We start from the raw sequence: 24,666 nt of genomic DNA, 5'->3' as shown, positions 1-24,666 counted from the left end.
CTTAGTTTAAGGCTGGGATGGCAGTTTTTTTATGATGGCGAGAAAGCTTAGCTAAAATCCGGATTATTAAACACCAGGGAAATCTGGGTAAACTGGCCTTCCTGAGAATTGATCAACAAATGTCCTTTGTGTTGGCGCATGATGGTCTTGGATAAACTCAGACCGATACCGGATCCATCTTTACGGGTAGTAAAAAATGGGATAAATACCTGCTTGAGGATCTCATCCGGAATTCCTTTCCCATTGTCTTCTATGCTCAATATGCTCTGCCCCGGTTTCAATTCATAACTAAATTTGATACAGCGATCGGCTTTATGGGAAAGGGCATGAATACTATTCCCGATAAGGTTGATCAGAACCTGCTCGATCATTTTTTCATCTATGTACAAAGTTGCTTTGGGGGGCACTTTGGCAGGAATGAGGGTGATGGATTTTTCCTTCAGGCTCGGTTTCATCAGGAAATAAATGCCCTTCAGAAATTCTTTTACATTGACCGGCTCAATCCGCGGAACCGGAACCTGAGAAATGGTTCGATAGTCATTGACAAATTCCATCAGGCCTTCTGAGCGTTTATTGATTGTGCTGGCAGCCAGATTGATATCCCGAATAGCTTCCTCATTGATATGATCCATCTCGATGAGCCTTCCATTGCCATTTTCCGTCATGGATTTGATGGTAGAGGCCAGAGAGCTTACGGGAGTAAAAGAATTCATCATTTCATGCGCCAATACCCGGATCACATTGTGCCAGGCTTCTATTTCCTTTTGCTCAATTTCCGAATTGATGTCTTGAAAACTGATAATCAAATTGGCTTTCTCCATAAATCGGACCTTGATCACATTGAGGGAAAGTTGTTTCCTTTCCCCTCCCATTTCCAAGTCCAGCAATTTCTTGCCACCATCCTTCAATTGCCTGATTTCTTTGCCAAACCAGGGTACTTGTCTCTCCAGTCTGTGCCAGTATTTATGCTTGGGTTGTCCCAAAATTTCGCCCGCAGCTGTATTGAAAAAGAGGATCTCATGAATGCTCTGCTCTTCCTCCAGATCTTCCTGATTGATCGAAATCACTCCGAGTCGTATGTATTCCAGGATTTGCTGGAAATGCTTGTGCTGGGCGTCCTTCTCTACTTTATTCTTTTTATAAATGGAAATGATGGTGTTAAAGTCACGATATAGTTCGGTGAAAGAACTCCCTTTGGAAGATGGAGAAAAGTAGACAGAATAATCCTCACTTTTCAGGGCATCCAGAAATTTGGAAAGGGAATGATTGGTATCATTGACATAATCATTGAGGGTGTAAACCTGTATAGCGATCAGGATCATCAAACCTGCCAGGCTAAACCAATAGCCACTCGAATAAAAATAGGCCAGTACCAGACAACTTGCCAAGAGCATGATGACCCGTATGATGATCTGAATGGAGAATCGTTTTATCACAAAAAGCGAATTAGAGATTGTATTTTTCCATGCGCCTGTAGAGTGCTGCGCGTGTCAGCCCCAGGTCTTTGGCTGCCTTACTGATATTCCCCCTATGTTTGGAAAGGGCTTTATCAATCAGGAGTTTTTCAATGTCCTGAATGTTTAAGTTTTCCAAGTCCATACTTCCATTTCCCGAGGCTGTTTTTTTCAGTTTAAAATCCTTGACCTTTATCTCATCCCCTTCAGACATAATTACTGCTCTTTCGATGGCATGTTGCAGCTCACGGATATTGCCAGGCCAATTATGGGTTTTCAGCAATTGACAAGCGCCTTTCTCTACTTTCAAGCCTACTTTATCATATTTGGCAGCATAAAATCTTACGTAGTATTTGATGAATTCTCGAATATCATCCTTTCGCTCTCGCAAAGGTGGCAGGGATACTTCTATGGTATTGATGCGATACATCAAGTCTTCGCGAAATTTACCTTCATCGACCCATTGAGCAAGGGGTGCATTGGTTGCAAAAATGAATCGCGCATCGACCTTTCTTTCCTCCCCTTCCCCGATCCTGCTTACTTTCCGATCCTGCAATACACCTAATAATTTTGCCTGGAGGTTAAGGGGTAAATTCCCAATTTCATCCAGGAATATGGTGCCCCCGGCTGCCATTTCAAAGCGGCCTTTTTTATCTTCTTTTGCATCTGTGAAAGCTCCTCTTCGATGACCAAATAATTCGCTTTCAAAGAGGGTTTCAGAAAGAGAACCCAGATCCACATGGACAAAGGCTTTATCCTTTCGTTCTGACATCGCATGAATCTTCCGGGCAATGTGTTGCTTGCCCGTTCCGCTCTCTCCGAGAAGCAGTACATTGGCAGTAGTTGCACTCACTTTTCCGACTACCTGCATGACTTCTTTCATAGCATCAGACTCCCCAATCACAAAGCGAAATTCTTCCTGGCTTTGCTCCTGAAAATTTTTATTTTTTTTCTTCAATCGAGAACTATTTGAAGCTGATTGTTCCAAAGCTTTCTCAATTTTCTCCAGAAGCTGCTCGTTTTTCCAGGGCTTTAAAATGAAATCATTGGCTCCCATTTTCAAAGCCTGAACAGCCAGTTCAACCTCCCCATAAGCGGTCATTAGGATCACCGGAATTTCAGGATTTATATCATGAATATGGCTCAACCAATAGAGGCCTTCTTCCCCATCATTAAAGCCGACACGATAGTTCATATCGAGCAATATCAAATCCGGTTTCTCGGTGGAAATCAGTCGGTTAAGGTCACGCGGATGCGAGTCCGTGAGAATACGGGTGTAGTTTCGCTTCAGCAATAATTCGGCTGACAACAAAACATCGTCATCATCATCGATGACCAAAATGGTGGCAGTAGTTTTCTTCATTTGACGTATCTAAAAGCGCACTTAAAAAACTGCAAATTGTCCGGTATCGGTCACCCGATTGTCCGATAGCGAACACAAAGGAAAGACGATACAAACCTCAGATGGTTGCATTTCAATCATTTAGCGAAAAAAAATCTTTTGGTATGTCCTTGGTACTTCTAATTGTCATTGGCACAAGCCAGTAGACAAACAAACCTGATACATGGATAAAAAGATCGAAAAGAAAAAATGGAGTCAGCGCAAGACTTTCTATCTCCTGGGAGGCCTGATGGTACTGGCCCTTTCAGCCTGGGGATACTCAGCCATGAGTGAGAAGGTTTATAAGCTAAATCTCGATTCCTCCGGCATCTCGATTCGCACAGCCGAGCGTGCAGAATTTCAAGATATCATATTAATTGACGGAACATTAGAACCGATCAGTTCCGTCCTGGTCAATACACCCGAAGGGGGTACCGTTGAAAAGGTCTTCATTGAGGACGGTGTCGTCGTGAAGGCCGGTACTCCCCTTCTGAAACTCGCCAATCCTTCTGTGATGCTGGGATATATGACCCAAGAGACTGCTATTGTAGAACAGATGAACAATCTCCAAAATCTGAAACTGGCTTTGGATAAAGATCAGAGGAACCTGCAGGAATCTCTGATCGATATCCAGTATCAACTCCAAAATGATGAGCGAGACTTTCAGGTAGACACTCAGCTTTTTGAGGGAGGCGTCATTCCGGAGAATGACTTTCTCGATAGCCAGGGGGATTACGAATACCGCCTGAAGAAAAAAGATTTCCTTCAGGACAATGTAAATGTAACCGGTAAGAATAATGAAGTGCAGCTCAGACGAATCAATCGTTCATTGGTACTCATGGAAAGAAACCTGGAAGTCATCCATGAAAATATGGAACGTCTGCAAGTGAGAGCGCCTGTTAGTGGTAGACTTTCCTCCTTCGATCCAGTCATAGGAGAATCTTTTTCCCCTAATCAAACCATAGCTAAAATAGATGTCCTCAAAGGATATAAAGTAAAAGGACAGGTAAATGAATTTTATCTGAGTCAGGTAAAGCCTGGACAAAGGGCTCGATTTTCCTTTGATGGAAATCTGGTTGAATTAGAAGTTAAAAAAGTTCTCCCAGAGGTGATAGCCGGCAACTTTGAGATTGACCTCCTTTTTGTAGAAAAAGCACCTGAAGCCATACGGACAGGCCTATCTGTACAGGTCAGGCTTGAATTATCTGAAGCCAGTATGGCCGTCAAAATTCCTCGGGGGGCTTATTTCCATAGTTCCGGAGGACAGTTTGTATATGTCGTCGGGCCCCAAAAGAAAGAAGCATATAAAAGAACAATACGTATCGGACGCATGAACCCCAGTTACTATGAGGTTCTTGAAGGACTTGAGGAAGGTGAAGAAATAATCACTTCCTCCTATGAAGCCTATAAAGAATATGAAAAGATCATCCTTAGCCAATAATTCAACATTGATATGATTACTTTAAAAGCCCTGAGCAAAATCTACAGAACCGACGAAATCGAAACTACTGCCCTCAATGAGATCAGTATCGAGATTTCAAAAGGCGAATTTGTATCCGTAATGGGACCTTCGGGTTGTGGAAAATCTACTATGCTCAACATCCTTGGACTTTTGGACAAGCCAGAAAAAGGCTCCTATGGGTTCCTTGGTGAAGAAATGGCCAACCTTAGCGAAAGAGAAAGATCAAAAGTCCGTAAAAAACATTTCGGATTTGTCTTTCAGAACTTCAACCTCATTGACGAACTGACAGTTTTTGAAAATGTCGAGCTTCCTCTCATTTACAACAAGATTTCTGCAAAGGAAAGAAAGGAAAAAGTAAATGAGATTTTGGAAAGAATAGGTATTGCTCATCGTTCCAATCATTTTCCTCAGCAACTTTCGGGAGGTCAGCAACAAAGAGTAGCGGTAGCCAGAGCTTTGGTAACCAATCCTGAAGTTATCCTGGCGGATGAGCCTACGGGAAATCTGGATAGTTCCAATGGTAATGAAGTCATGGAGCTCCTCTGCGAATTGAATGAAGCCGGAACTACCATCATCATGGTTACACACTCCGCCAATGATGCAAGTTATTCCAGCCGTATTGTGAATTTACTGGATGGCCAGATTGTATCTGAGCGCAATGCGACCAAGGCCCAGGCGATATAAAGTGCAAGATCAAATTTCAAGAGCAAGTTCAACTGATTGATAGCTCCAAAGCTCAATTGAACTTGATCCTTGCACCTGAACTTGAACTTTTACTCTGATTATTTCAACAGTCAAACATGCTAAAAAATTATCTTAAGGTAGCTTTTCGCAACCTTACCAAAAATAAAGCATATTCCGCGATAAATATCCTGGGCCTGGCCCTGGGACTCATGGTGAGTATCATCGTTTTCCTCTATGTACAAGATGAAACCAGCTATGAGAAGCATATCAAGGACTATGATCAAATCTACCGCATAGGGATCAAAGCAAGTCTGATGGGCCTGGATATGGATGCTCCGGTATCCTGTAATCCCATGGCCAACTCCTTGCGAACTGAATTTCCAGAAGTTATTACTGCTACACGAACTCGTCCCATGCGCCAGGAGATCATGCTGGCCCATGAAGACAAGAAAATCTATATCCAGGATGGTACAAGAGCCGATAGTTTTTTCTTTCAGATTTTTGACTACACCTTCCTTCATGGAGATCCTGAGGCGGCCCTGAAGGACGACAATTCTATGGTTCTCACAGAAGAAACTGCGCGTAAATTCTTTGGGGACGAAAATCCTATGGGTAAGATCATTCGCTATGATGATCGCCAGGATTACATCGTGGCAGGGATAGTTGCCGAACCAGAAGGGAAAAGCCATTTTCATTTCGACTTTTTCATTCCGCAGAATGACCTACAACCCGTCTGGATCAGCAACAATTTTTATACCTATGTGAAGCTGAGGCCCGAAGTTGATCAGATAGCTTTTCGAGATAAAATGTCTGAAAAGTTCACGGGCTATATAAAGCCCAATGTCGAGCAATTTCTACAAATCACCATGGAGGAATTTCTGGAGGGAGGGAATAGCTTTGAATATGACATGCATAGCATTGCCAGTATCCACCTCCACTCTCATAGAGACTGGGAGCTTAAGCAAAACAGTGATATCATGTATATCTATGTATTTATTGCTGTTGCTATTCTGGTTTTGCTCATTGCAGGTATCAACTTCATGAACCTTTCTACCGCCCGTTCTTCAAAACGAGCGAAAGAAGTAGGGATCCGAAAAGTCTCCGGAGCCAGTAGAGCTATGTTGGTAATTCAATTTTTGATTGAGTCCATCCTCCAAAGCATCATTGCCCTGTTTTTGGCTTTTATCATGGTCGAATTCTTTTTACCAGGTTTCAACCAGGTGATGAATACTGACCTTGTGCTACTAAACGAAAGTTTTGGGACTACCCTGGGTTTTGCCTTATTGGTTACCTTGATTTATGGATTATTCTCCGGTAGTTATCCAGCCCTATTTCTTTCCGGCTTTCAGCCAATCAAGATTTTGAAAGGTGATATGACCAAAACCAAAGAAGGAGCCTTTTTTAGAAAAGCCCTGGTTGTGGTTCAATTTGCTGCTTCCATTATCCTCATCATCGGTATGAGTGTCATTTTCCTCCAAATCTCTTTTATGCATAATAAAAATCTGGGATTTGAAGGAGATCAGGTAATGGTAGTTCCAATACAGACGAATAAGGTGGCAGAAACCTTCGAGGATGTTAAAGGGCAATTTGAGAAGATTCCTGGGGTTTTGGGTGTTGCGAGATCTTCTTATTTACCCGGAGATACCCCCAATCAGAATATGTTTGAGTTGGAAGGGCGAAAGGAACAACTTCCCTTATGGAATATGGAAGTGGATTATGGTTTTATTGAAACCCTGGGACTAGAAATGGCAGATGGGGAAGCCTTCCGAAAAGAACTGGAAGATGACTCAACAACAACCTATATCTTTAATGAAGCTGCAGTAAGAAGTTTTAACATAGAAAATCCTATAGGAAAACGAGTCGTTAATCCTTTCGACAATGGTCAGAAAAAGTATGGCAAGGTGATAGGAGTGGTAAAGGATTTTCACATTGAAGGATTTACTTCCGACATCAAACCTATGATCCTTTCTACTCGCTCCAATCTTTGGTGGACTTCCTTCAAGTTGGAGTCTGAAAATATGAGTGAGACGATAGCTTCAGTAGAAAAAGTCTGGACGACAGTAGAGCCTTCTCATCCTTTCCGCTACACCTTTTTAGATGCAAGCTTTGGTTCTCTCTTCGAGCAACAGGAGAATTTTGGAACCATGTTCCTTTATTTAACCATCCTGGCCATCATCATTTCCTGCATGGGACTCTATGGATTGGCGGCTTTTACTGCTGAACAAAAGACCAAGGAGATTGGCATACGCAAAGTTCTGGGTGCTTCCATCCCTCAACTCATGCAGATGCTGTCCAGTGATTTTTTGAAACTGGTTTTGCTGGCCAATATCATTGCCTGGCCTGCCTCCCTTTTGCTTGCGAGAAATTGGCTATCGGGATTCTCCTATCAAATCGACATGCCCTGGCTGCCTTTCATCCTGGCAGCATTGGCCGCTTTGCTGATCGCTATGGTTACAGTAAGTCATCAAGCTTATCTGGCTGCCGTATCTGATCCGGTTAAAGCCCTGAAATACGAATAATAATTTCACCACATTTCAGTAGGGACAGATTTTATTCTGTCTCTACCTTTTCACCTTAAATAGCTTCCACAATGTTTAAGAATTATGTGAAGGTTGCCCTCCGAACCCTTCTAAAAAATAAAGCCTATTCCGCAATTAATATCATAGGCCTCGCATTGGGACTGATGGTCAGTATCATCGTTTTTCTGTACGTGAAAGATGAGACCAGCTACGAAAAGCATGTAAATGACTACCAGCGGATTTATCGTTTTGGGATAAAAGCCAATATGATGGGCATGAATATAGATGCTCCCGTATCCTGTAGTCCTATGGCTAATTCTCTCCGAACAGAATTTCCGGAAGTGATCACAGCGGCTAGAATTCGCCCCATCGATCAGGAAATTTTACTGGCCTATGAGCAAGAGAAGAAAATCTACATCGAAGAAGGAACACGTGCAGATTCCTTGTTCTTTACGGTTTTCAATTATGAATTTGTCCATGGTGATCCTGAAACTGCCTTGAAAGAAGATAATGCGATTGTACTTACGGAAGAAACCGCACAAAAATTCTTTGATTCTGAGAATCCTATGGGAAAGGTGATTCGCTATGATGACAGATCGGATTACATTGTCCGGGGAGTTGTTAAAGAGCCAAATGGAAAATCCCATTTCCATTTCAATTTCTTCATCTCCAATAATGGCATTCGCAATCAATGGTCCAGCAATAATAATTATACCTATGTCAAACTGCAGGAAGGGACTAATCCTGATGATTTCCTCGCTAAGGCAGCAGAAACTTTCATGGGCTATATGGGACCGGAAGTTGAGCAATTTATTCAAATGCCCATAGAAGATTTTATGGCGGAGGGTAATAGTTTCGAATATGAAATGCACCCTATCGAAAGCATTCACCTCCACTCGGCCAGAGAATGGGAAATTGAACAGAATGGAGATGCAATTTATGTATATGCCTTCATAGCAATTGCCTTTCTCGTACTCCTGATTGCGGGCATCAATTTCATGAACCTTTCCACTGCTAGATCTTCCAAAAGAGCCAAGGAAGTGGGCATTAGAAAAGTATCAGGTGCCAGTCGTGGCATGTTGATCTCCCAATTTCTAATTGAATCGGTCATCCAGAGCATCATGGCTCTTTTTATTGCCTTCATCATGGTTGAATTCTTCCTTCCGGGTTTCAACCAGGTAATGGATACGGATTTAGAACTGTTGGGAGATGGTTTTATGGCTACCCTCGGATTTGCATTGATCGTCACCCTGATCTATGGACTTTTCTCTGGTAGTTATCCCGCCCTTTTCCTCTCAGGCTTCCAACCCATAAAGATTCTGAAAGGAGACTTAAGCAAAACCAAAGAAGGAGCCCTTTTCCGCAAGAGCCTGGTAGTTGTTCAGTTTGCGGCTTCCATCATCCTCATCATCGGCATGAGTATTATTTTTCTTCAAATCTCCTTTATGCAAAACAAAGATCTGGGATTTGAAGGGGATCAGGTACTGATCGCTCCTATTCAAACAGATAAGATGGAAGCGAGCTTTGATGATTATGTAAGTGAATTTGAGCAAATACCAAATGTCCTGCATGTAGCTCGTTCTACCTACTTACCGGGACAGAGTGCCAATCAGAATATGTACAATGTCGAAAATACCGAAGATCATTTGCCCCTATGGAATCTTGAAGTGGATTACAATTTTATAGAAACCTTAGGCCTGGAATTGGTGGAAGGTGAGACATTCAGAAAAGAATTGGATACAGATTCAATCACCCGCTATATCCTGAATGAGACAGCTATAGAGAAATACGGCCTTAGCGATCCCTTGAATAAAAAATTGGGTTTTCCGGGAGAGAATAATTATGGTCCGATCATAGGTGTGGTAAAGGATTTTCATATTGAAGGATTCAATATGGAGATTAAGCCCATGGTCTTGTCTACCCGCAATAGGCTTTTCTGGGCATCCATAAAGATCGCTCCGGAGAATATGTCTGAAACCATTGCAAATATTGAAAGTACCTGGAGCAAATTTGAGCCCTCTCATCCTTTCAGGTATTCATTTCTAAATGCTGATTTTGGAGAACTCTTTGAACAGCAAAAAAACTTTGGGACCATGTTTCTCTACCTGACCATTCTCGCTATTATCATTTCCTGTATGGGGCTTTATGGATTGGCAGCATTTACGGCAGAGCAAAGAACCAAGGAAATTGGGATTCGCAAAGTCCTGGGAGCTTCTATCCCACAATTGATGCAAATGCTTTCCAGCGACTTTCTCCGATTGGTCCTGCTGGCAAATATCATTGCATGGCCTGCTTCTCTCCTACTGGCGAGAAATTGGCTATCGGGTTTCTCCTATCAAATCGATATGCCCTGGATGCCATTTGTAATGGCAGCTATGATCGCCTTGACTATTGCTTTGATTACGGTAAGTCATCAAGCCTATTTGGCTGCGGTTTCTGATCCGGTCAAGGCCCTTAAGTATGAATAAAAAATGGGTCAGCTTAAAAGGCTGACCCCTGTATAACTTATATAGAGCTAATGGTAGGGACAGATGATATTCTGTCCCTACTCATTTATGCGATTTCGATTTGTGTAAAGTCGCGGTCAACGATCACATCCGTAGTAAATGGTGTGAAGCTGATTTCTACAGGCTTTCCATCCACCATACACTTATCAGCTTTGAACGGAAGGCCATGGAAAACTACTTTAAACTTATCATAGTCTGGTTTAAAGTTCCCTTCAATCTCCTGTTTCAAACCAAAAGAAAGCGTGCCTCCCTTGGTATGAAAGTTTCGAAGGGTATAGCCACCTTCCTGATAATCATAGCCTTCATTTGCATCAGCATACAGCTGACTACTTTCCTTACCATTCTTATAATATACATGCAGAGAAAGCACCTCAATCTTTTTCTCGCTGCTATACTGCATGACGGGAGCCGTTGGGATGACTGCACCTGCCCGAATGTACATCGGAATTTCATCCAAAGCCGTATCTGTCCAAATCTCCTGCTCTCCCAAAATGGGCTTTTCAGAGCGGTAACAATACCACTGACCTTTGGGTAAGTAGAGATATCGACCTTCGGCCCCTTTCTCCGAAATAGGACAAGCCAGGATATGATCTCCAAAGCAAAATTCTTCCATGCGGTCGAGGGTTTCGGGATCATGTTGATCCAGAAATGAACCAGGTCTCAGAATGGGAGTTCCTTTGCTGCTATATTGATAGAATGCTGTATAAAGATATGGAAGCAGTTTGTAGCGCAATTCAATGGCTTTCTTGACTGCCGCAGTATAGGGTTCTCCAAAAGACCAGGGTTCCTGATCTCTGTTCAGCTCACTGGCTTTATTTTTCTCAAGAACCTCTTCATCGATTTCATCATCTCCTACATCATTGAAGCCGATGGAGTGAACCCGGAATAAAGGATGGAACATGCCCACCTGTACCCAGCGAGTGAATAGTTCTCCATCAGGAACGCCGTTGAAGCCTCCGATATCAGAACCTATGAATGAGAATCCTGAAATACTCATTCGCTGAGATTGAGTATTGGCTAATTGCAAATGCTCCCAGGTAGCATTATTATCACCCGTCCAAACGGAAGCAAAACGTTGCCCTCCGGAATAGGTAGCTCTGGTAATCAGAAAAGGACGTTTGGGGTAACTCAGTTCTTTGATACCGTCATAAGAAGCACGAGACATCTGCATGCCATAAATATTGTGTGCCTTTCTATGGCTACCGGGATGTCCGTCATAATCAAATCGAGCATCCATAGGCGCGGTTTTACTATCCACCCCAAAGAATGCAGGTTCATTCATATCATTCCAGAATCCACTGATCCCCACTTTACGGATCAGATCTTTGTAAAGACCTCCCCACCATTCCCGCACTTCCGGACGAGTATAATCCGGGAAATAACAATCGCCCGGCCAGACTTTTCCTTTGAGGTAAGGACCGTCCATGCGTCTGGCGAAATAATCATTTTCTATTCCTTCTTTGTATACAAAGTAATCCGGGTCAACTTTGATTCCCGGATCGATCATGACTACCGTTTCGAATCCCTGTTCCTTCAACTCAGCGATCATGCGGGGGGGATCGGGGAAATGATCCAGATTCCAGGTAAAGCATCGATATCCATCCATATAGTCGATATCGAGATAGATGGCATCACAGGGAATTTTTCTGCTTCTAAACTCTTCTGCAATAGATTTTACCTCTGCTTCCGGATAATAACTCCACTTACATTGATGAAAGCCTAAAGCCCACAATGGGGGCAATTCGGGTCTTCCTGTCAGGTCGGTATATCTTTCTGCTACCTGCATCATTTCAGGCCCATAGATGAAATAATAGTTCATCTCTCCTCCATGCGCCCAAAAACTGGTAGCGTCCTCCCTTTCGGCAGCAAAATCAAAATAGGACCTAAAGCTATTGTCGAAAAAGATTCCATAAGACCTTCCATCAAAAAGGCTGAAGTAAAAGGGAATCGCCCGATATAGCGGATCAGTTTCCGGACCATAGCCAAAACTGTCTGTCGCCCAGTTGTTCAAGCGCTCCCCTCTAAGATTGAGGGCACAGCTTTTATCTCCCAGGCCAAAATAATACTCATCTTCGTGCGAAACCTTACTCATCATTACGATATCACTTCCATAAGAATCTTCCTCCCAGTGAAAGCCTTTGTCGTCATCCATGAGGATGTTTCCTTTTTTATCTTTGACAGTATGCCTCAGGCCAGATTTGTGAACCTGCACTTTCAGCAAAGAGGTCTTCAATTCGACATATTGAGTCTTTTCCTCCGCCAGGATCTCTGTAGGCCTCTGTTCAAAAGCCGGATCAATGGCATAGGAAAAATCCTTTTCTATATAACCCTGGGTTTGGAAACGGAAACGAATCATATCATCTCCCAGGACAATTACCTGCAGAATAACCCCTTTGTCACAAGAAAAATTAAACGTTTGTTGATCACGGCTCCATGAAATCAGGTTGCCGGGAGAATAGGAAGGTTTTTTTACGACCGATTTACCACTCATATTTGGATTGTATGCTAGAATTCTTTTTTACTGACAAAAAAAATGCCCAAACGAGAAAAAGACCGAATCGGTTTTTTCTTTATTCTCGGGGCTAAATTATCAATCCTATCTAAAAATCACTCGCCAATTGTTCTTGATAATTGACAAGACTTTTAGAGAGAATTTCAGGTTGTTTGGGGTTCGGGGGGGAAATGTGAAGCTTCTTCAACCGCCTGATCAACCCATTTGAGTTCTTGCTGGTATCTTTCTTCTGACCAGCCAAGATGATCTCTCATTATAGCAAGAAGTGCTTCTTTATGATCTTTTATGCTTTGTATGTTAAAATATAGTCTTCCAGTTCTTCTGCTAAAGAAATCCATAGCAGCGTTTACCATTTCAAAATTCAATCCGTACCACAATTCTGAAGAAATAAGTCCAAACTCTGTATGATTTTCCTGCTCGATAAAGTGGTCAATTATACGATCTGTTTGTTTCCCATAATTGTGGACCAAATACCCTGCAACATACACATCAAAATTGAAGGATTCCAGACGATCGCTAATCTTTTCTATATAAGATTTCACCTCTTCATCACTGGAATAACCTCCACCTGAAATGATGATCTTGTGGGTTTTACATTTCTTACTTTTTATTTTATACTTCCTTTTCAAGCGATCAGCTACTTCATCCACTACCCTTTCAGCCATTTTCCGATAGCCGGTGAGTTTTCCTCCAGCTATGGAAACCAGATTTGAATCGGAAATAAAAATCTCATCCTTACGCGAAATTTCGGAGGCTGATTTCCCTTCTTCGTGGATCAGCGGCCTCAGACCTGCCCAGCTGGAAATCACATCCTCCACTTTCAACTGAATGGATGGGAAAACATGGGTAAGTCCATTGATGAGATATTCTACATCCTCCTTGTAGGTACGAGGGTTTTCCTTGTTTCCTTTGTAAGGAGTATCAGTCGTCCCCAGATAAGTGATCTTTCCACGGGGAATGGCAAATAGCATCCTTCCGTCGGGCACATCAAAATAGATAGAATTTTTTATCGGAAATTTCTCGTGTGGCAAAACGATATGCACCCCTTTTGAGAGGAATAAATGTTTGCCTTCCAAAGAATTGTTTTTCTCTCTTAGCTCATCCACCCAGGGCCCGGCTGCATTCACTACTTGCTTAGCCTTTATTTCAAAGCTTTCTCCGGTAAGCAGATCCGTACAATTGGCACCGCAAACCAATTTATCTTCGTAGACGAAATCATTTGCCTCCACATAGTTGGCAGAATGAGCTCCGTATAGGGCAGCGGTCTTTAACACTTCCAGGCTCAGGCGTGCATCATCTGTTCTGTATTCTGCATAAAAACCGGAACCTTCCAGCAATTCTTCATTCAACAAAGGCTCCAATTCCTGGCTTTCTTCCTTGCTCAGCATCACACGCTGGTCTACACTTTCTACCCCAGCCAATACATCATAAACCATCAAGCCCAAAGAAGTTGCAAGCTTTCCATAAGTCCCACCTTTGATCAAGGGAAGGAGCATCTTTTCAGACACTACCAGATGAGGGGCCAGTTTATGTACAATGGCTCTTTCTCTCCCGACTTCTCTAACCAAAGCAACTTCAAATTGCTTGAGATAGCGTAAACCTCCATGAATGAGTTTGGTAGAACGGCTGCTTGTACCTGCGGCAAAATCCTGTTTGTCAATCAGAGCCGTACTCAGCCCTCTTGAAGCAGCATCCAAAGCGATCCCGGAGCCAGTTGCACCTCCTCCTATCACCAGCAGATCATAAGTAGTATTCGCTAATTTTTTGAGAAGCTTGGGTCTCTTCTTGCTTGCAAAAACATTCATAATAAAAAAAAGGTGAGGTACACAGGCAAAATACCACGTGCACCTCTACTTTCCTCAAAAATTGCTATATAAATACTAACTACAGCTTTAAAGTTCGCTTATTTTTCAATGCGTGTCAAGCTGCTATTTAGTTGAAAATCAAGCTTTCCAGAGCGAAATCGATTACGTAAACCATTTCGAGTAGAAAAATAGTAGCAAAAAAAATTAAAAATTCGTGTTTAAACAGTGAAGCCCGTCCTATAATGTTGAGTTTTGGCTCCAGGCACGTAGTTTATTGATCACTCCCTGCATGTCTTCTGGAAGCTCACTTTCGAAGTGCATCCGCTCTTTTTTATAGGGATGATCAATACTCAAGGTTTTGGCATGGAGTCCCTGCCGTGAGAGGATATCAAAACAGTTTCGAATAAATTGTTGATACTTTTTGGTCTGGGGTCCTTTGAGAATTTTATCTCCCCCATATTCTATGTCCATGAAAAGGGTGTGCCCCAGGTATTTCATGTGTACACGGATCTGATGGGTGCGACCGGTCTCCAGTTTGCATTCGACCAAAGTAGCAATGCCATAGCGCTCCAGCACTTTGTAATGAGTAACTGCATGTTTCCCTTCGCTTCCATCAGGAAAAGCAAACCACAATTTTCTCTTTTTGGGGTGTCGCCCGATATGGGTCTCAATCCTTCCTTCATCTTCTTTCACGTCTCCCCAAACAAGGGCTTGATAGGTTCGATCGGATGTGCGGTCAAAGAATTGTTTGGAAAGGTGAGCCATGGCATATTCCTCCTTGGCAATCACCATGATGCCACTGGTATCCCGATCCAGCCTATGCACCAGACCGGGTCGGGTATGTTCTTTTTCTTTAGGCGAAACCGGAAGGTTCTCAAAGTAATAGATAAGCCCATGTACCAAAGTCCCCGTTCGGTGGCCAAAGCTGGGATGACAGACCATTTTGGGAGGTTTATGCAAAATGATAAAGGAATCATCTTCGTATCGGATATCCAAAGGAATATTTTCCGGCTCCAATTTGGGATTCGGAGGATAGGGCAACATCAATTTTACCGTATCTCCGGGCTTTACTTTATAAGATACTTTCACCTCCTGATCATTGACACTGATAGAGCCAGCACGAGAGGCATTCTTGATGCGAGAACGTGAGGTAAAGGGCAGAAGGTTCGCCAGAAATTTATCTACACGAACAGGTTTTTGCCCACTTTGAGCAATGAGGGTATAGTGTTCATGGAGATTGTCGTCCCCATGATCCCCATCTCGATCAAAGCTTTCAAACTCTTCTTTGGATGAATAATGCCTTTTGAAGGCATCTATGGGTTTTTTCATATGATCAGCTTACCTGAAGAGGGTCACTGTACCTGCCCTTCGAAACACAGTCCCATCGTTCAAGGTAGCTTCAATATACCAAACATACACGCCTTCCTGTACAGGATTTCCATTTGCATTGGTACCAGGCCATCTATCTCCCAGACTGTTTAGGGTCGTCAGGTGTTTCCCCCAGCGGTCAAAAATATCCATTTTCATCCGAACTACTCCTACACCTTTAGGAAAAAAGTTGTCATTTATTCCATCATCATTAGGAGAGAAGGCATTGGGGACATAAATCGCGCCCGGAGGCAAGAGGGTAAATGTCAGGCTTGCGGTATCCGGACAAGCGAGATTATCATCATATGCAATCAAGGTTACCGTATAGGTTCCTTCTGATTCGTAGACATGATTGGGATTCTCTTCTGTAGAACCTCCCCCATCACCAAAGTCCCATAGATAGGATGTTGCATTTTGAGAAAGGTTTATAAAATTAACTCCCATGGTACCGGGAATGATAATGCTATCCAGGGGTGCAAAATCTGTCGTAAAATCTGCTATAGGAACAGGGAGGGCATCTATTTCGAAGGTTGCAGAATCTCTACAGCCATTATCGTCAACCACCAACATGGTATAAGGTCCTGCTGTAGGACTTCCGTATACATCTACCAGCATATTGCCCTGTATTGGGGGAGATGTCAACCAGGTGTATTGATACTCGGGTGTACCTCCTTCAGCAATAATTGTAATCGAACCATTAGGTAAATCACAGAAGGAATCTTCTGCATCAACCAGATTGATTACAATCGGTTCAGGCTGAGCGACGACCAGGAGGGTGTCGATGGTACAGTTATTAGAATCAGACACCATCAGGGTATAATCTCCTGCCGGGATATTCATTTGAATAGAATCCGTACCTCCATTAGACCAATCAAAATTATAGGGAGGCAAACCACCCGTCACACTTACTTCCAGGCGTCCATCCGTTCCATCGAAGCAGGTTACGTCTTCGATCATTGCGGTATCAAACTCCAGAAGAGGGGGTTCGAATATCTCTGTACTTAGAGATATCTGGCAACCATTCATATCAGTAACAGCCACAATGTAGTTGCCCGGTCCGAGGTTCTGAACACGAGGACCTGTAGCTCCAGTTGACCACTCGAAAGAGTATCCCAGGGTACCCCCCTGAACAAGTGCTTCCGCCACACCATTACTATCTCCAAAACAGGTAATGTCCTGCTTCATTACATCTCCCGCTAAATCCGGGGGTTGTTGAAGGTCTGCAGTCACTTCTGCCACACAGCCATTGTTATCCCTGGCTAATAAGGTATAGTTCCCAACGCCTAACTCGGTGAATAAGGGAGAGACTACATAGGTCTGACCTGCGTTTCTCGAATAAGTATAGGGAGCCGTACCACCACTCGCAGCAATTTCAATGCTACCGGAAGGCACATCAAAACATAGCAAATCCACGGCTTCAACCAAAGTTGCAACTACCTCTGTTGGCTCTGTCAAGGTAATGCTTAAGCTATCTTTACAACCATTATCATCTCTGATATAATAGTCATATGATCCTGCAGGTAGGTTCCTAAAACTGTCCTGCTGGATGAAATTGATATTGTCAAATGAGAATTGATAGGGTTGAGTACCTCCACTCGCATTCAAGTTTACTTCTCCTGAGCTTTCTCCAAAACACAAGACATCTCTACCCTGACCTCCAAACTGAAGGGGCAATGGCTCGAGAATATCTACAGAAAGGTCAGCTGTACAGGCATTATCATCTCTTACCGTCAGATTATAAGTACCTGCATTTAAGTTTTCAAAGAGATCCGATGAATTAAAGGTTCCCCCATTAATATTGAATTCATAAGGAATGGTTCCTCCACTAGCATTCAGTCGGATAGATCCATTATTATTTCCATTACAATCGATATCTTCCTTTAGCCCCAAATCAAGAATTAAAGAATCCGGTTGGGAAATTTCAACTGAAATGGTGAACTCACAATTATTAGCATCAATCAAACGAATAGTATAGATACCGGCAACGAGGTTGGGAAAGCTTGTAGCATTTCCTAATGGGCCACCATTGATTGCGTATTGGTAAGCAGGAATCCCTCCACCGGCGACCACACTTATAAAACCATCATTTCCACCGAAGCAAGTAACTTGTCTTATCGAGTCAACTTGAAGGAAAGGATCAGCTATGTCCTGAATAATTGCAGATATTGTATCCGTACATCCCCGACTGTCCTGTACCCATCCCAGGTAAGCACCCGGAGGTAAGCCCGTAAAGGTACTATCAGCGGTATAGATCATTCCATCCAGGGAGAAGGTGTAAGGTCCAACTCCTCCGCTTCCTCCCAGGGTGATTTCCCCTGCCGAGGTTATACAATCCGTATTGATTCGATTTACCAGAACTCCCAGAACTGGCAAAGCCGGCTCAGTTAAAACAACCGGACCAAAGTTCGCAATACAATCATTGGCATCTCTGGCCTGGAAGGTATAAGACCCAGCACCCAGACTCATAAATACCCCGGATGAGAACCAGGTGGTTCCATCGATGCTGTATTCATAATCCGGCGTTCCTCCGCTTGCGGCAATTTCAATCATCCCACTAAAATCACCCGTACAGGCAATGTCCATAGAATCTACCAGACTGATCACGACGGGACTTGGTTCAGCAACCGTGCTTACAATGGTATCTCTACAATTTGCCTGATCCGATACAAACAAGGTATAGGTTCCTGCGGGTAAATTGTCAATTCTCTGACTATTGGCTCCACCAGGTTGCCAGTTAAAGGTCGGGTTACCTCCTCCCCCATTCAATACGGCTGTAACCGATCCATCAGATCCTCCAGTGCAACTCACATCAACTATAGAAGTCGTGGCAAATAAAGGATCAAAAACCGTTACCGTAACAAATTGGGTATCCGAAGAACAGGTATTATCTGCAATTACTCGATAGGTAGTTGTCGATATAGGACTGGCAATAGGATCTGCGATATTAGGATCACTCAATCCAATCACCGGATTCCATCTGTAAACGGCCTGTCCTACATTAGATCCTGTCGCCTGAAGTTGCACCGAGTCTCCTTCACAAATGCTTTCATCTGCGATGGGATTCAATTGCGGCAATGAATCTACAATCACCAGGACAGAGTCTGTAAAATCACAGGTCAAGGTAGAAGCTGTGACATAGTACATCGTTGTCTGAGTAGGAGAAACGGTTGGGTTTCTCAAAGTAGGATCATTGATCGCTCCAAGCGGTTCCCAGGAAAAAGTAACGGGAACAGGTGGACCATTTAACCTAAATGAAGCCTGCAATTGAGCGGAATCTCCCAGACATAATCTGAGGGAATCAGTATCCACCTCCAGGGTTCCTTCAGAAGTAATTTCAAAAGGCTCTATGATCGGACATCCAAATGCAGGAGTATAAGTAACGGTATAGGTTGCCGAGCTATCTACAGATGCTATCGGGTTTCTGATATTAGGATTGGAAAGACCCGTAGTTGGCGACCAGCTATAAGTTCCTCCATTGTTGGGAATAGAACTGGTAAGCTGAATATTCTGCGTAGTTACCGGACAAATCTTTCGTTCTTGCGTAGGAAGTACTTCCCCTTCCTGAACTATGATATTGGCACCGATGACCAATTTTGCTGTTATAGGACATCCATCGTCCTCTATCGTAGAGGTAAAAAAGTAGTTGCCTAAATCAGCAATGCTGGTCGGCCAGCTAAAATTAATTCGCAGAGGGTTGGTACCTGCGACAGTTATTGTTGCACCCGGAATAGCCTGAGCCAGGGTTGAAGTAAAGGTCAGGATATTAAATTGATCCGGGTCTGTCGCAACCAGGTCAAATTCCAGGGTACTCCCTGCACAAACAGAAAAGGTATTACCATTGTATTGTCCTCCCGTTATATTAAAAGGAGGGGTGATGGTAGGCGCCTGGTTGAAACAATTAATTACAACCATTTGCAGGTCCCGCATTGTAGTTCCAATGAGAATTCCTTTGCGGTATTCTTTCACCAACAGAGCCACGATTCCCTGTTGCAGGCCATTAGGCGTAAAGGAAATCTGGCCGGATTGGGTATCGAAGTTAAAGTTATTGACAGGGGCTGTCGCCATGGGTACTGTCGCACTGAAACCCGGCTGATATGGAATGATCGTTGGAACGCCAAAGATATAATCATAAGGGTCGATCAATTCGAAAGCCAGAGAATCTCCATCTGGATCTACTGCCCCATTGTTGTAAAAAAATAATTCTCCATCACAAAGATAAGGTACGGGAGGTACGGTGAAGGTAGGAGAACTATTACAAGTAACGCTGGAGTTATCGAGGAAAGACTCGATGTACATCCTGGTATTGGTATTGATCACAGAGTTTGTGATCGCAAAGTTTCTACAGCACAATTGCCAGCTTATCTGCCAGTCAGTACATTGTTGAGGGAAAGTATAAATAAAGGAATATTTATGTTCCTCTACACCAGGCAGGGGGCCTCCATTACAGGTACTCAAAGGTTGCTGAGCCGGGCAAAGGGGAGAAAGTTCTACAATACTCACCCGGTTGGCTCTGGTAATAAAGTTTGGAACTCCACAACTGGCCGATTGAATTTCAATATTTTGGGTCGGTGTCAAGGCAGACCCTACACAGTCCCTATAGATAGTCAAGGTGATTTCATATGTATCTCCACCCAAACAACGGTATGTAAGATCAGAGCCCATTGCGTGCGTAGCACGTGCCTTACCGGACGTGATCAAAAGGATAATCAGACCTAAAGAGAGGGTACGGATGATACGATACAGAACTGTAGAGTTACCGTGCATAGATTAATTTATTAGCTGCGCAGACCTATTTCTTATTTAATTACATGTAATTTTCTTCTTTGAATGAATAATTTCTCCAATAAGAAAATAAACGACATTCAAATTAATAAGAAATAACGTACCACATGAAAAATGAGAGCTAATGGTTCCCCTGGAAATGTAAGAATGCAAGAAGGATTGTCAAGAAAGAAACTTGAACAATTGTTAAAGCAATACTAGTTCTATTTTCCTGGCATCAATACTATTTTTCCCATATAACGTTCTTCCCTAATCAAAACATCATAAAAATACACTCCGGGAGGCAGGTGGGATATATCGATTTCCGGATTGGAACCATTGAAAGGCCATGCTAAGTGATACAACCTCTGCCAGGAGGCATTTAATACGATAAACTCTATCTTATCATTTTCCTCAGCAACCACATCCAAACTGAATTTACCATTGGAAGGATTGGGATAAACTTTTACAAAATCGCCTCTGTTAAGGCCAGCTGTAATCGTTTCTGAAAGAATCTCGAGTTCGTCATTGTGAACTACTTTGACGTAGTATTTCACAGGTTCGTCTGTATTGGGTATATCCGTATAGTTATAGCTAGTTTCCGTATCGCTATCACCTGCTGCCTGAAATTCCTGCAGCTTCTCCTCATTTCCATTCACATCAGCACGATATATCTCTAATAATTTTGTATTTATTTCTTTACTCAGGGTCCACTTCAATTCTACACTCCCCAGGTTTTGGGTGAAATAGAAGTTCTTGAAAGCGACCGGATATCCTGGGCCATAGCCAAGGCCTTCGCCTCCACTACCAATTCCCCCAAATCCGAGTTCTTCCACTAAGAAGCTGGCGGATCTGTACCTACCATGGTCTACCCATTTCCAGGTCTCAGCCGAAGCCTCTGGTCCTTTACGATAAGCTCTAAATACATCATTATTTACAGAAGCATGACCTTCTTCAGGATTTGCATTAGCCGTAGGTCCAATGGTAAAAATTGACAAGCGACGATCGTCCTCCATTTTGCGTTCGCTATCCAAACTCAAATTGAGGTCTTCAAAATCCTTTCCGGAGTAATAGCTTCTTATCTCTAAGGGACTAGATGGTATATGCTTAGTATCTATGTGGAAATATCGACTTCCCACAAACCAACCATGCATATTTTCTGCATAATCAGCATCACTCATATCATATGCACTGCTTCCGTGCTCCGGAGCAATACTTACTCTTACCTGTTCCGGGATAAGTTCTACCCCTAGAGCCTCAGGATTTTTGATGGAAAGCAATAAAAGATTTTCTGTGGTCCGAGGCTGGGCAGCTGCATTTTTGATAAAATGCACCCATCCTTCAGCATCTGTACAGACATCTGTTGCAACATAATTTCCAGGTGTATCAGGAATATTTTCAGGGAGTGTGCAAAAACGTTGAGTTTTTATCGCATCCAGGCAAATATTATCCAGATAGAAGTTTTGACTAAAATCAGATTCCAGAACCACATCAAAAACAATTCTTATCACCTTTCCTGTGAAAGCATCCAGAGAGATACTCTCTCTTCGCCAGTCAGCACAGGAAGCGGGTTCCCATCCAAGGATGAAAGGATCATAAGGAGTACTTGAAGTTTGGAGGGCCTGCTGATTTTTTTCATACATCAGGTTATATGCATTCCCACAATCATCAATCGCCCAAACTCGCAGCGCCAGAGCTTTCTCTATGCGATACTCCTTAAAGGCAACATCAAATTCCATATATGCTGATTCATATCCTGTCAAATCAAACTGAGGCCCAATGAAGAAATCACGAGTCCCTCCTGCTGAAGCAACCGGTCCAGAACCATTATTCCAGAGGCCATTTGTATTGTAGCGTAAACTATTGTTTCCCGCATTTGTACAGACTGATCCATCAAAAGAATCAAATCCAATGATTCCGTCCAGATCTCCGGGTAACCAATCTTCTATCGTAATTGGATCCTCAAAATCTACACAGTATGGAAATTCCTGAATCAGCGGGCCATGATTGGCGTTTATAAAATTCATGATCCAGAAATTATCCCGCTCATCCTGATCTGCACTTCCATTCACCTCATCAATTACAATCCTCAGATCATTTCTTCCGGCTATCGGGCTGGAAGGATTGAGGGTAATGCCCAGGGTATCACCTGCAGGGAGATTCCCTGTCCAAGTGTATGAGCCAATATTATTATTGTTCAGAAACGCACTGAAAAGGATAGAGCCGATCACATTGCTACCCGTATTAGCTACTCTTACGCGAGGACTCAAATTTGCCTCACAGGAGATATCGCCCGGGTTTTCTACGGCTACCAATGCAGCATTTGTAATACTAAGATCACAACCATTGGAACTAAGCAGGCTGGAACGCACCCCTAAGAGGGTGATCCTCATCCGGTCTTTTTGTCCGGCTGTAAACGTGTTGCGACATCCCGCATCAGCATTGTCCATGTAATTTTCATACATATCCTGGACATCTGTTGAAAAAGGATTGTTGGCACTTTGATCATCGAGATCCGTCGAACAGGAGTTCACACGCTCATTTGCAAAGCAGGAAGCTGCGGCCGGATCTGAATCAGGAGGAGTATCACAAATCTTATCTCCATCCAACAAACAGTTGTTGTTGGTGCAGGGTGGTTTGGGACCTGGAGGGTCATAGTATGTATCCAGCAGATTGAGATAATGCCCAACTTCATGTGCGACATAGGCAGCATCTTCAGAAGCAGCGCCCATAACACTTGAAATCAATACGGGCCCATCATAGGTCTGTCCATGTGCAGCAGCACTATAGGAATAACCAGTCAGGCCACACTCTGCATTCAGTCCGCTAGCACTTGTACAAATGCTATTGACTACCCATAAATTGAGGTAATCATTTGAATTCCAGAAGCTCAAAGATTTCAGGCATTCATCCTGATTAATAATCTGACCGGGACAAGCATCATCTCTTTTGAGATCACTTAGGTCAGTAGCTGTGCGCGTAATTCCCGTGCTAGGATTTCCCTGGGGATCAAATTCCGCCAGACAGAATTGAATTTCTGTATCCACACTGGAGATACCTGCATCAGTATATTGGGGAGATCCCCCAAAAGTTGAAGAGTTCGAAAAGAGCTCGTTCAGGTCAGCAATGGCCTGAACTACCCTGTCGTCTGTAATGTTGGAACTGGAATTATTAGGTACGGTGTCGCTAGGCTTGTGCATAATATGCACGACGACAGGTATAGTTAACACACCGCGCCCAGATATATTCTCACCATCCATGCCACTCAGTTTCTTGCGATAAATAAACGCTTCTATCTGATCCACACGTTGTTGGTAAGCTATATCCTCAAGATACCGACGTGTATGAATATCATTTAAGTCAGCATCTTGAGCAAGGAGAGAAGTCTGCCAGGACATACAGAAGATGGTCAGAACAATTAATGTTCTGTTAAAACCAATCATAGGGATTTTCCTAAATTTTTTACGATCAATCATCCTGGTGTACATTTCAGCTATAGAAATGGTCCAGGACTACAAAAGCATTCTGTACGAAATACGAAAGGTTGAAAAGGCAGAAGCCACAAGATCAAAAATCGGGCCGTATTTTCCAAAGAAAACGTAATTGATCTAATAAAATTATATATGGCTTGAAAGGTAAGATTTTCACCAAAAAAGAATAGGGAGCGGCTCAATAAGAGCCGTCCCTACAGCACAACCATGAAAACACAATATCTTAAAATCCCGAAGGACGTATTTTCTTAATTTGGTGAAGTCCGAAGACTTATATTAACTACGAATTTAATAAAACTCTGTGTTATAACGCAAATTTAATACAAGTATTTAAAAATGCCAGAACTTTATTCAAGTTATTTAAACAAGTAGCTAAAAGTATGATTTAAGAACTTCTAATGACTAAAGATATTAACAATTAGTCATAAAGCAATAGAAAACGCTAAGTTTTTGTTGATTTTGAATAATTATTCAAAATACAATCCGACTTCCTATACATTTATAAGAACGAATGCATAGGCTATAGGTTTAAAAAAAATCCAAAAAAAGCGGGATTGTCGTTGGCCGGACAAAATAAAATCGATAACATCCGACAAGAAAACCCCTTGTAATCAACTGTTAATCAATGCCTTACTCTCAATATAGAGTTTTTTCATTCATTTCTTTGTATTTCGTGAAATATATGCTGCATGCATAACACTTTAGACAGGGGAGCTTATAGA

Annotated in this window: 11 protein-coding genes; 4 read left to right on the top strand and 7 right to left on the bottom strand. The window is 42.8% G+C overall.

The genetic code is table 11. The annotated features are described in order from the left end of the window. Positions 1–47: 47 nt before the first annotated feature. Together R8P61_02615 and R8P61_02610 are read right to left on the bottom strand one after the other, a co-directional pair. Positions 48–1,436, bottom strand: a complete 1,389-nt coding sequence (locus tag R8P61_02615) for an ATP-binding protein (GenBank protein ID MDW3645936.1) — start codon at positions 1,434–1,436, stop codon at positions 48–50. A 10-nt stretch (positions 1,437–1,446) separates the two neighbouring features. Continuing rightward, positions 1,447–2,817, bottom strand: coding sequence for a sigma-54 dependent transcriptional regulator (locus tag R8P61_02610; protein MDW3645935.1), 1,371 nt, complete (start codon positions 2,815–2,817; stop codon positions 1,447–1,449). A gap of 202 nt (positions 2,818–3,019) precedes the next feature. Here R8P61_02610 and R8P61_02605 point away from each other — a divergent pair, with 202 nt between their 5' ends. From R8P61_02605 to R8P61_02590, 4 genes are all read left to right on the top strand, one after another. Further along, complete coding sequence (locus R8P61_02605) at positions 3,020–4,276, top strand: HlyD family efflux transporter periplasmic adaptor subunit (protein ID MDW3645934.1); 1,257 nt, start codon at positions 3,020–3,022, stop codon at positions 4,274–4,276. 12 nt (positions 4,277–4,288) lie between these two features. Continuing rightward, on the top strand, positions 4,289–4,981 hold the full coding sequence (locus R8P61_02600; GenBank protein MDW3645933.1) for an ABC transporter ATP-binding protein: 693 nt from the start codon (positions 4,289–4,291) through the stop codon (positions 4,979–4,981). A gap of 116 nt (positions 4,982–5,097) precedes the next feature. Continuing rightward, entirely contained in the window at positions 5,098–7,500 is a 2,403-nt protein-coding gene (locus R8P61_02595) for an ABC transporter permease (GenBank protein MDW3645932.1), read from the top strand. A 71-nt stretch (positions 7,501–7,571) separates the two neighbouring features. Next, positions 7,572–9,968, top strand: coding sequence for an ABC transporter permease (locus R8P61_02590; GenBank protein ID MDW3645931.1), 2,397 nt, complete (start codon positions 7,572–7,574; stop codon positions 9,966–9,968). An 85-nt stretch (positions 9,969–10,053) separates the two neighbouring features. On the opposite strand, the gene R8P61_02585 is transcribed toward R8P61_02590, so the two are convergent. From R8P61_02585 to R8P61_02565, 5 genes are all read right to left on the bottom strand, one after another. Then, a complete protein-coding gene (locus tag R8P61_02585; protein MDW3645930.1) occupies positions 10,054–12,498 on the bottom strand; it encodes a glycoside hydrolase family 31 protein in 2,445 nt (814 codons plus the stop codon). A gap of 164 nt (positions 12,499–12,662) precedes the next feature. Then, complete coding sequence (locus R8P61_02580; GenBank protein MDW3645929.1) at positions 12,663–14,324, bottom strand: glycerol-3-phosphate dehydrogenase/oxidase; 1,662 nt, start codon at positions 14,322–14,324, stop codon at positions 12,663–12,665. Positions 14,325–14,561: 237 nt separating this feature from the next. Continuing rightward, positions 14,562–15,653, bottom strand: a complete 1,092-nt coding sequence (locus tag R8P61_02575) for an RluA family pseudouridine synthase (protein ID MDW3645928.1) — start codon at positions 15,651–15,653, stop codon at positions 14,562–14,564. A gap of 9 nt (positions 15,654–15,662) precedes the next feature. Next, positions 15,663–20,456 (bottom strand): PKD domain-containing protein, encoded by a 4,794-nt coding sequence (locus R8P61_02570; protein MDW3645927.1) that lies wholly within the window; start codon positions 20,454–20,456, stop codon positions 15,663–15,665. A 221-nt stretch (positions 20,457–20,677) separates the two neighbouring features. Next, on the bottom strand, positions 20,678–23,896 hold the full coding sequence (locus R8P61_02565; protein MDW3645926.1) for a zinc-dependent metalloprotease: 3,219 nt from the start codon (positions 23,894–23,896) through the stop codon (positions 20,678–20,680). Positions 23,897–24,666: the final 770 nt, after the last annotated feature.

Source organism: Bacteroidia bacterium (assembly GCA_033391075.1).
GTDB lineage: Bacteria > Bacteroidota > Bacteroidia > J057 > J057 > JAWPMV01.
Note: the sequence above shows the minus strand (reverse complement) of the source record. Positions and strands in the feature narration are given on the sequence as shown.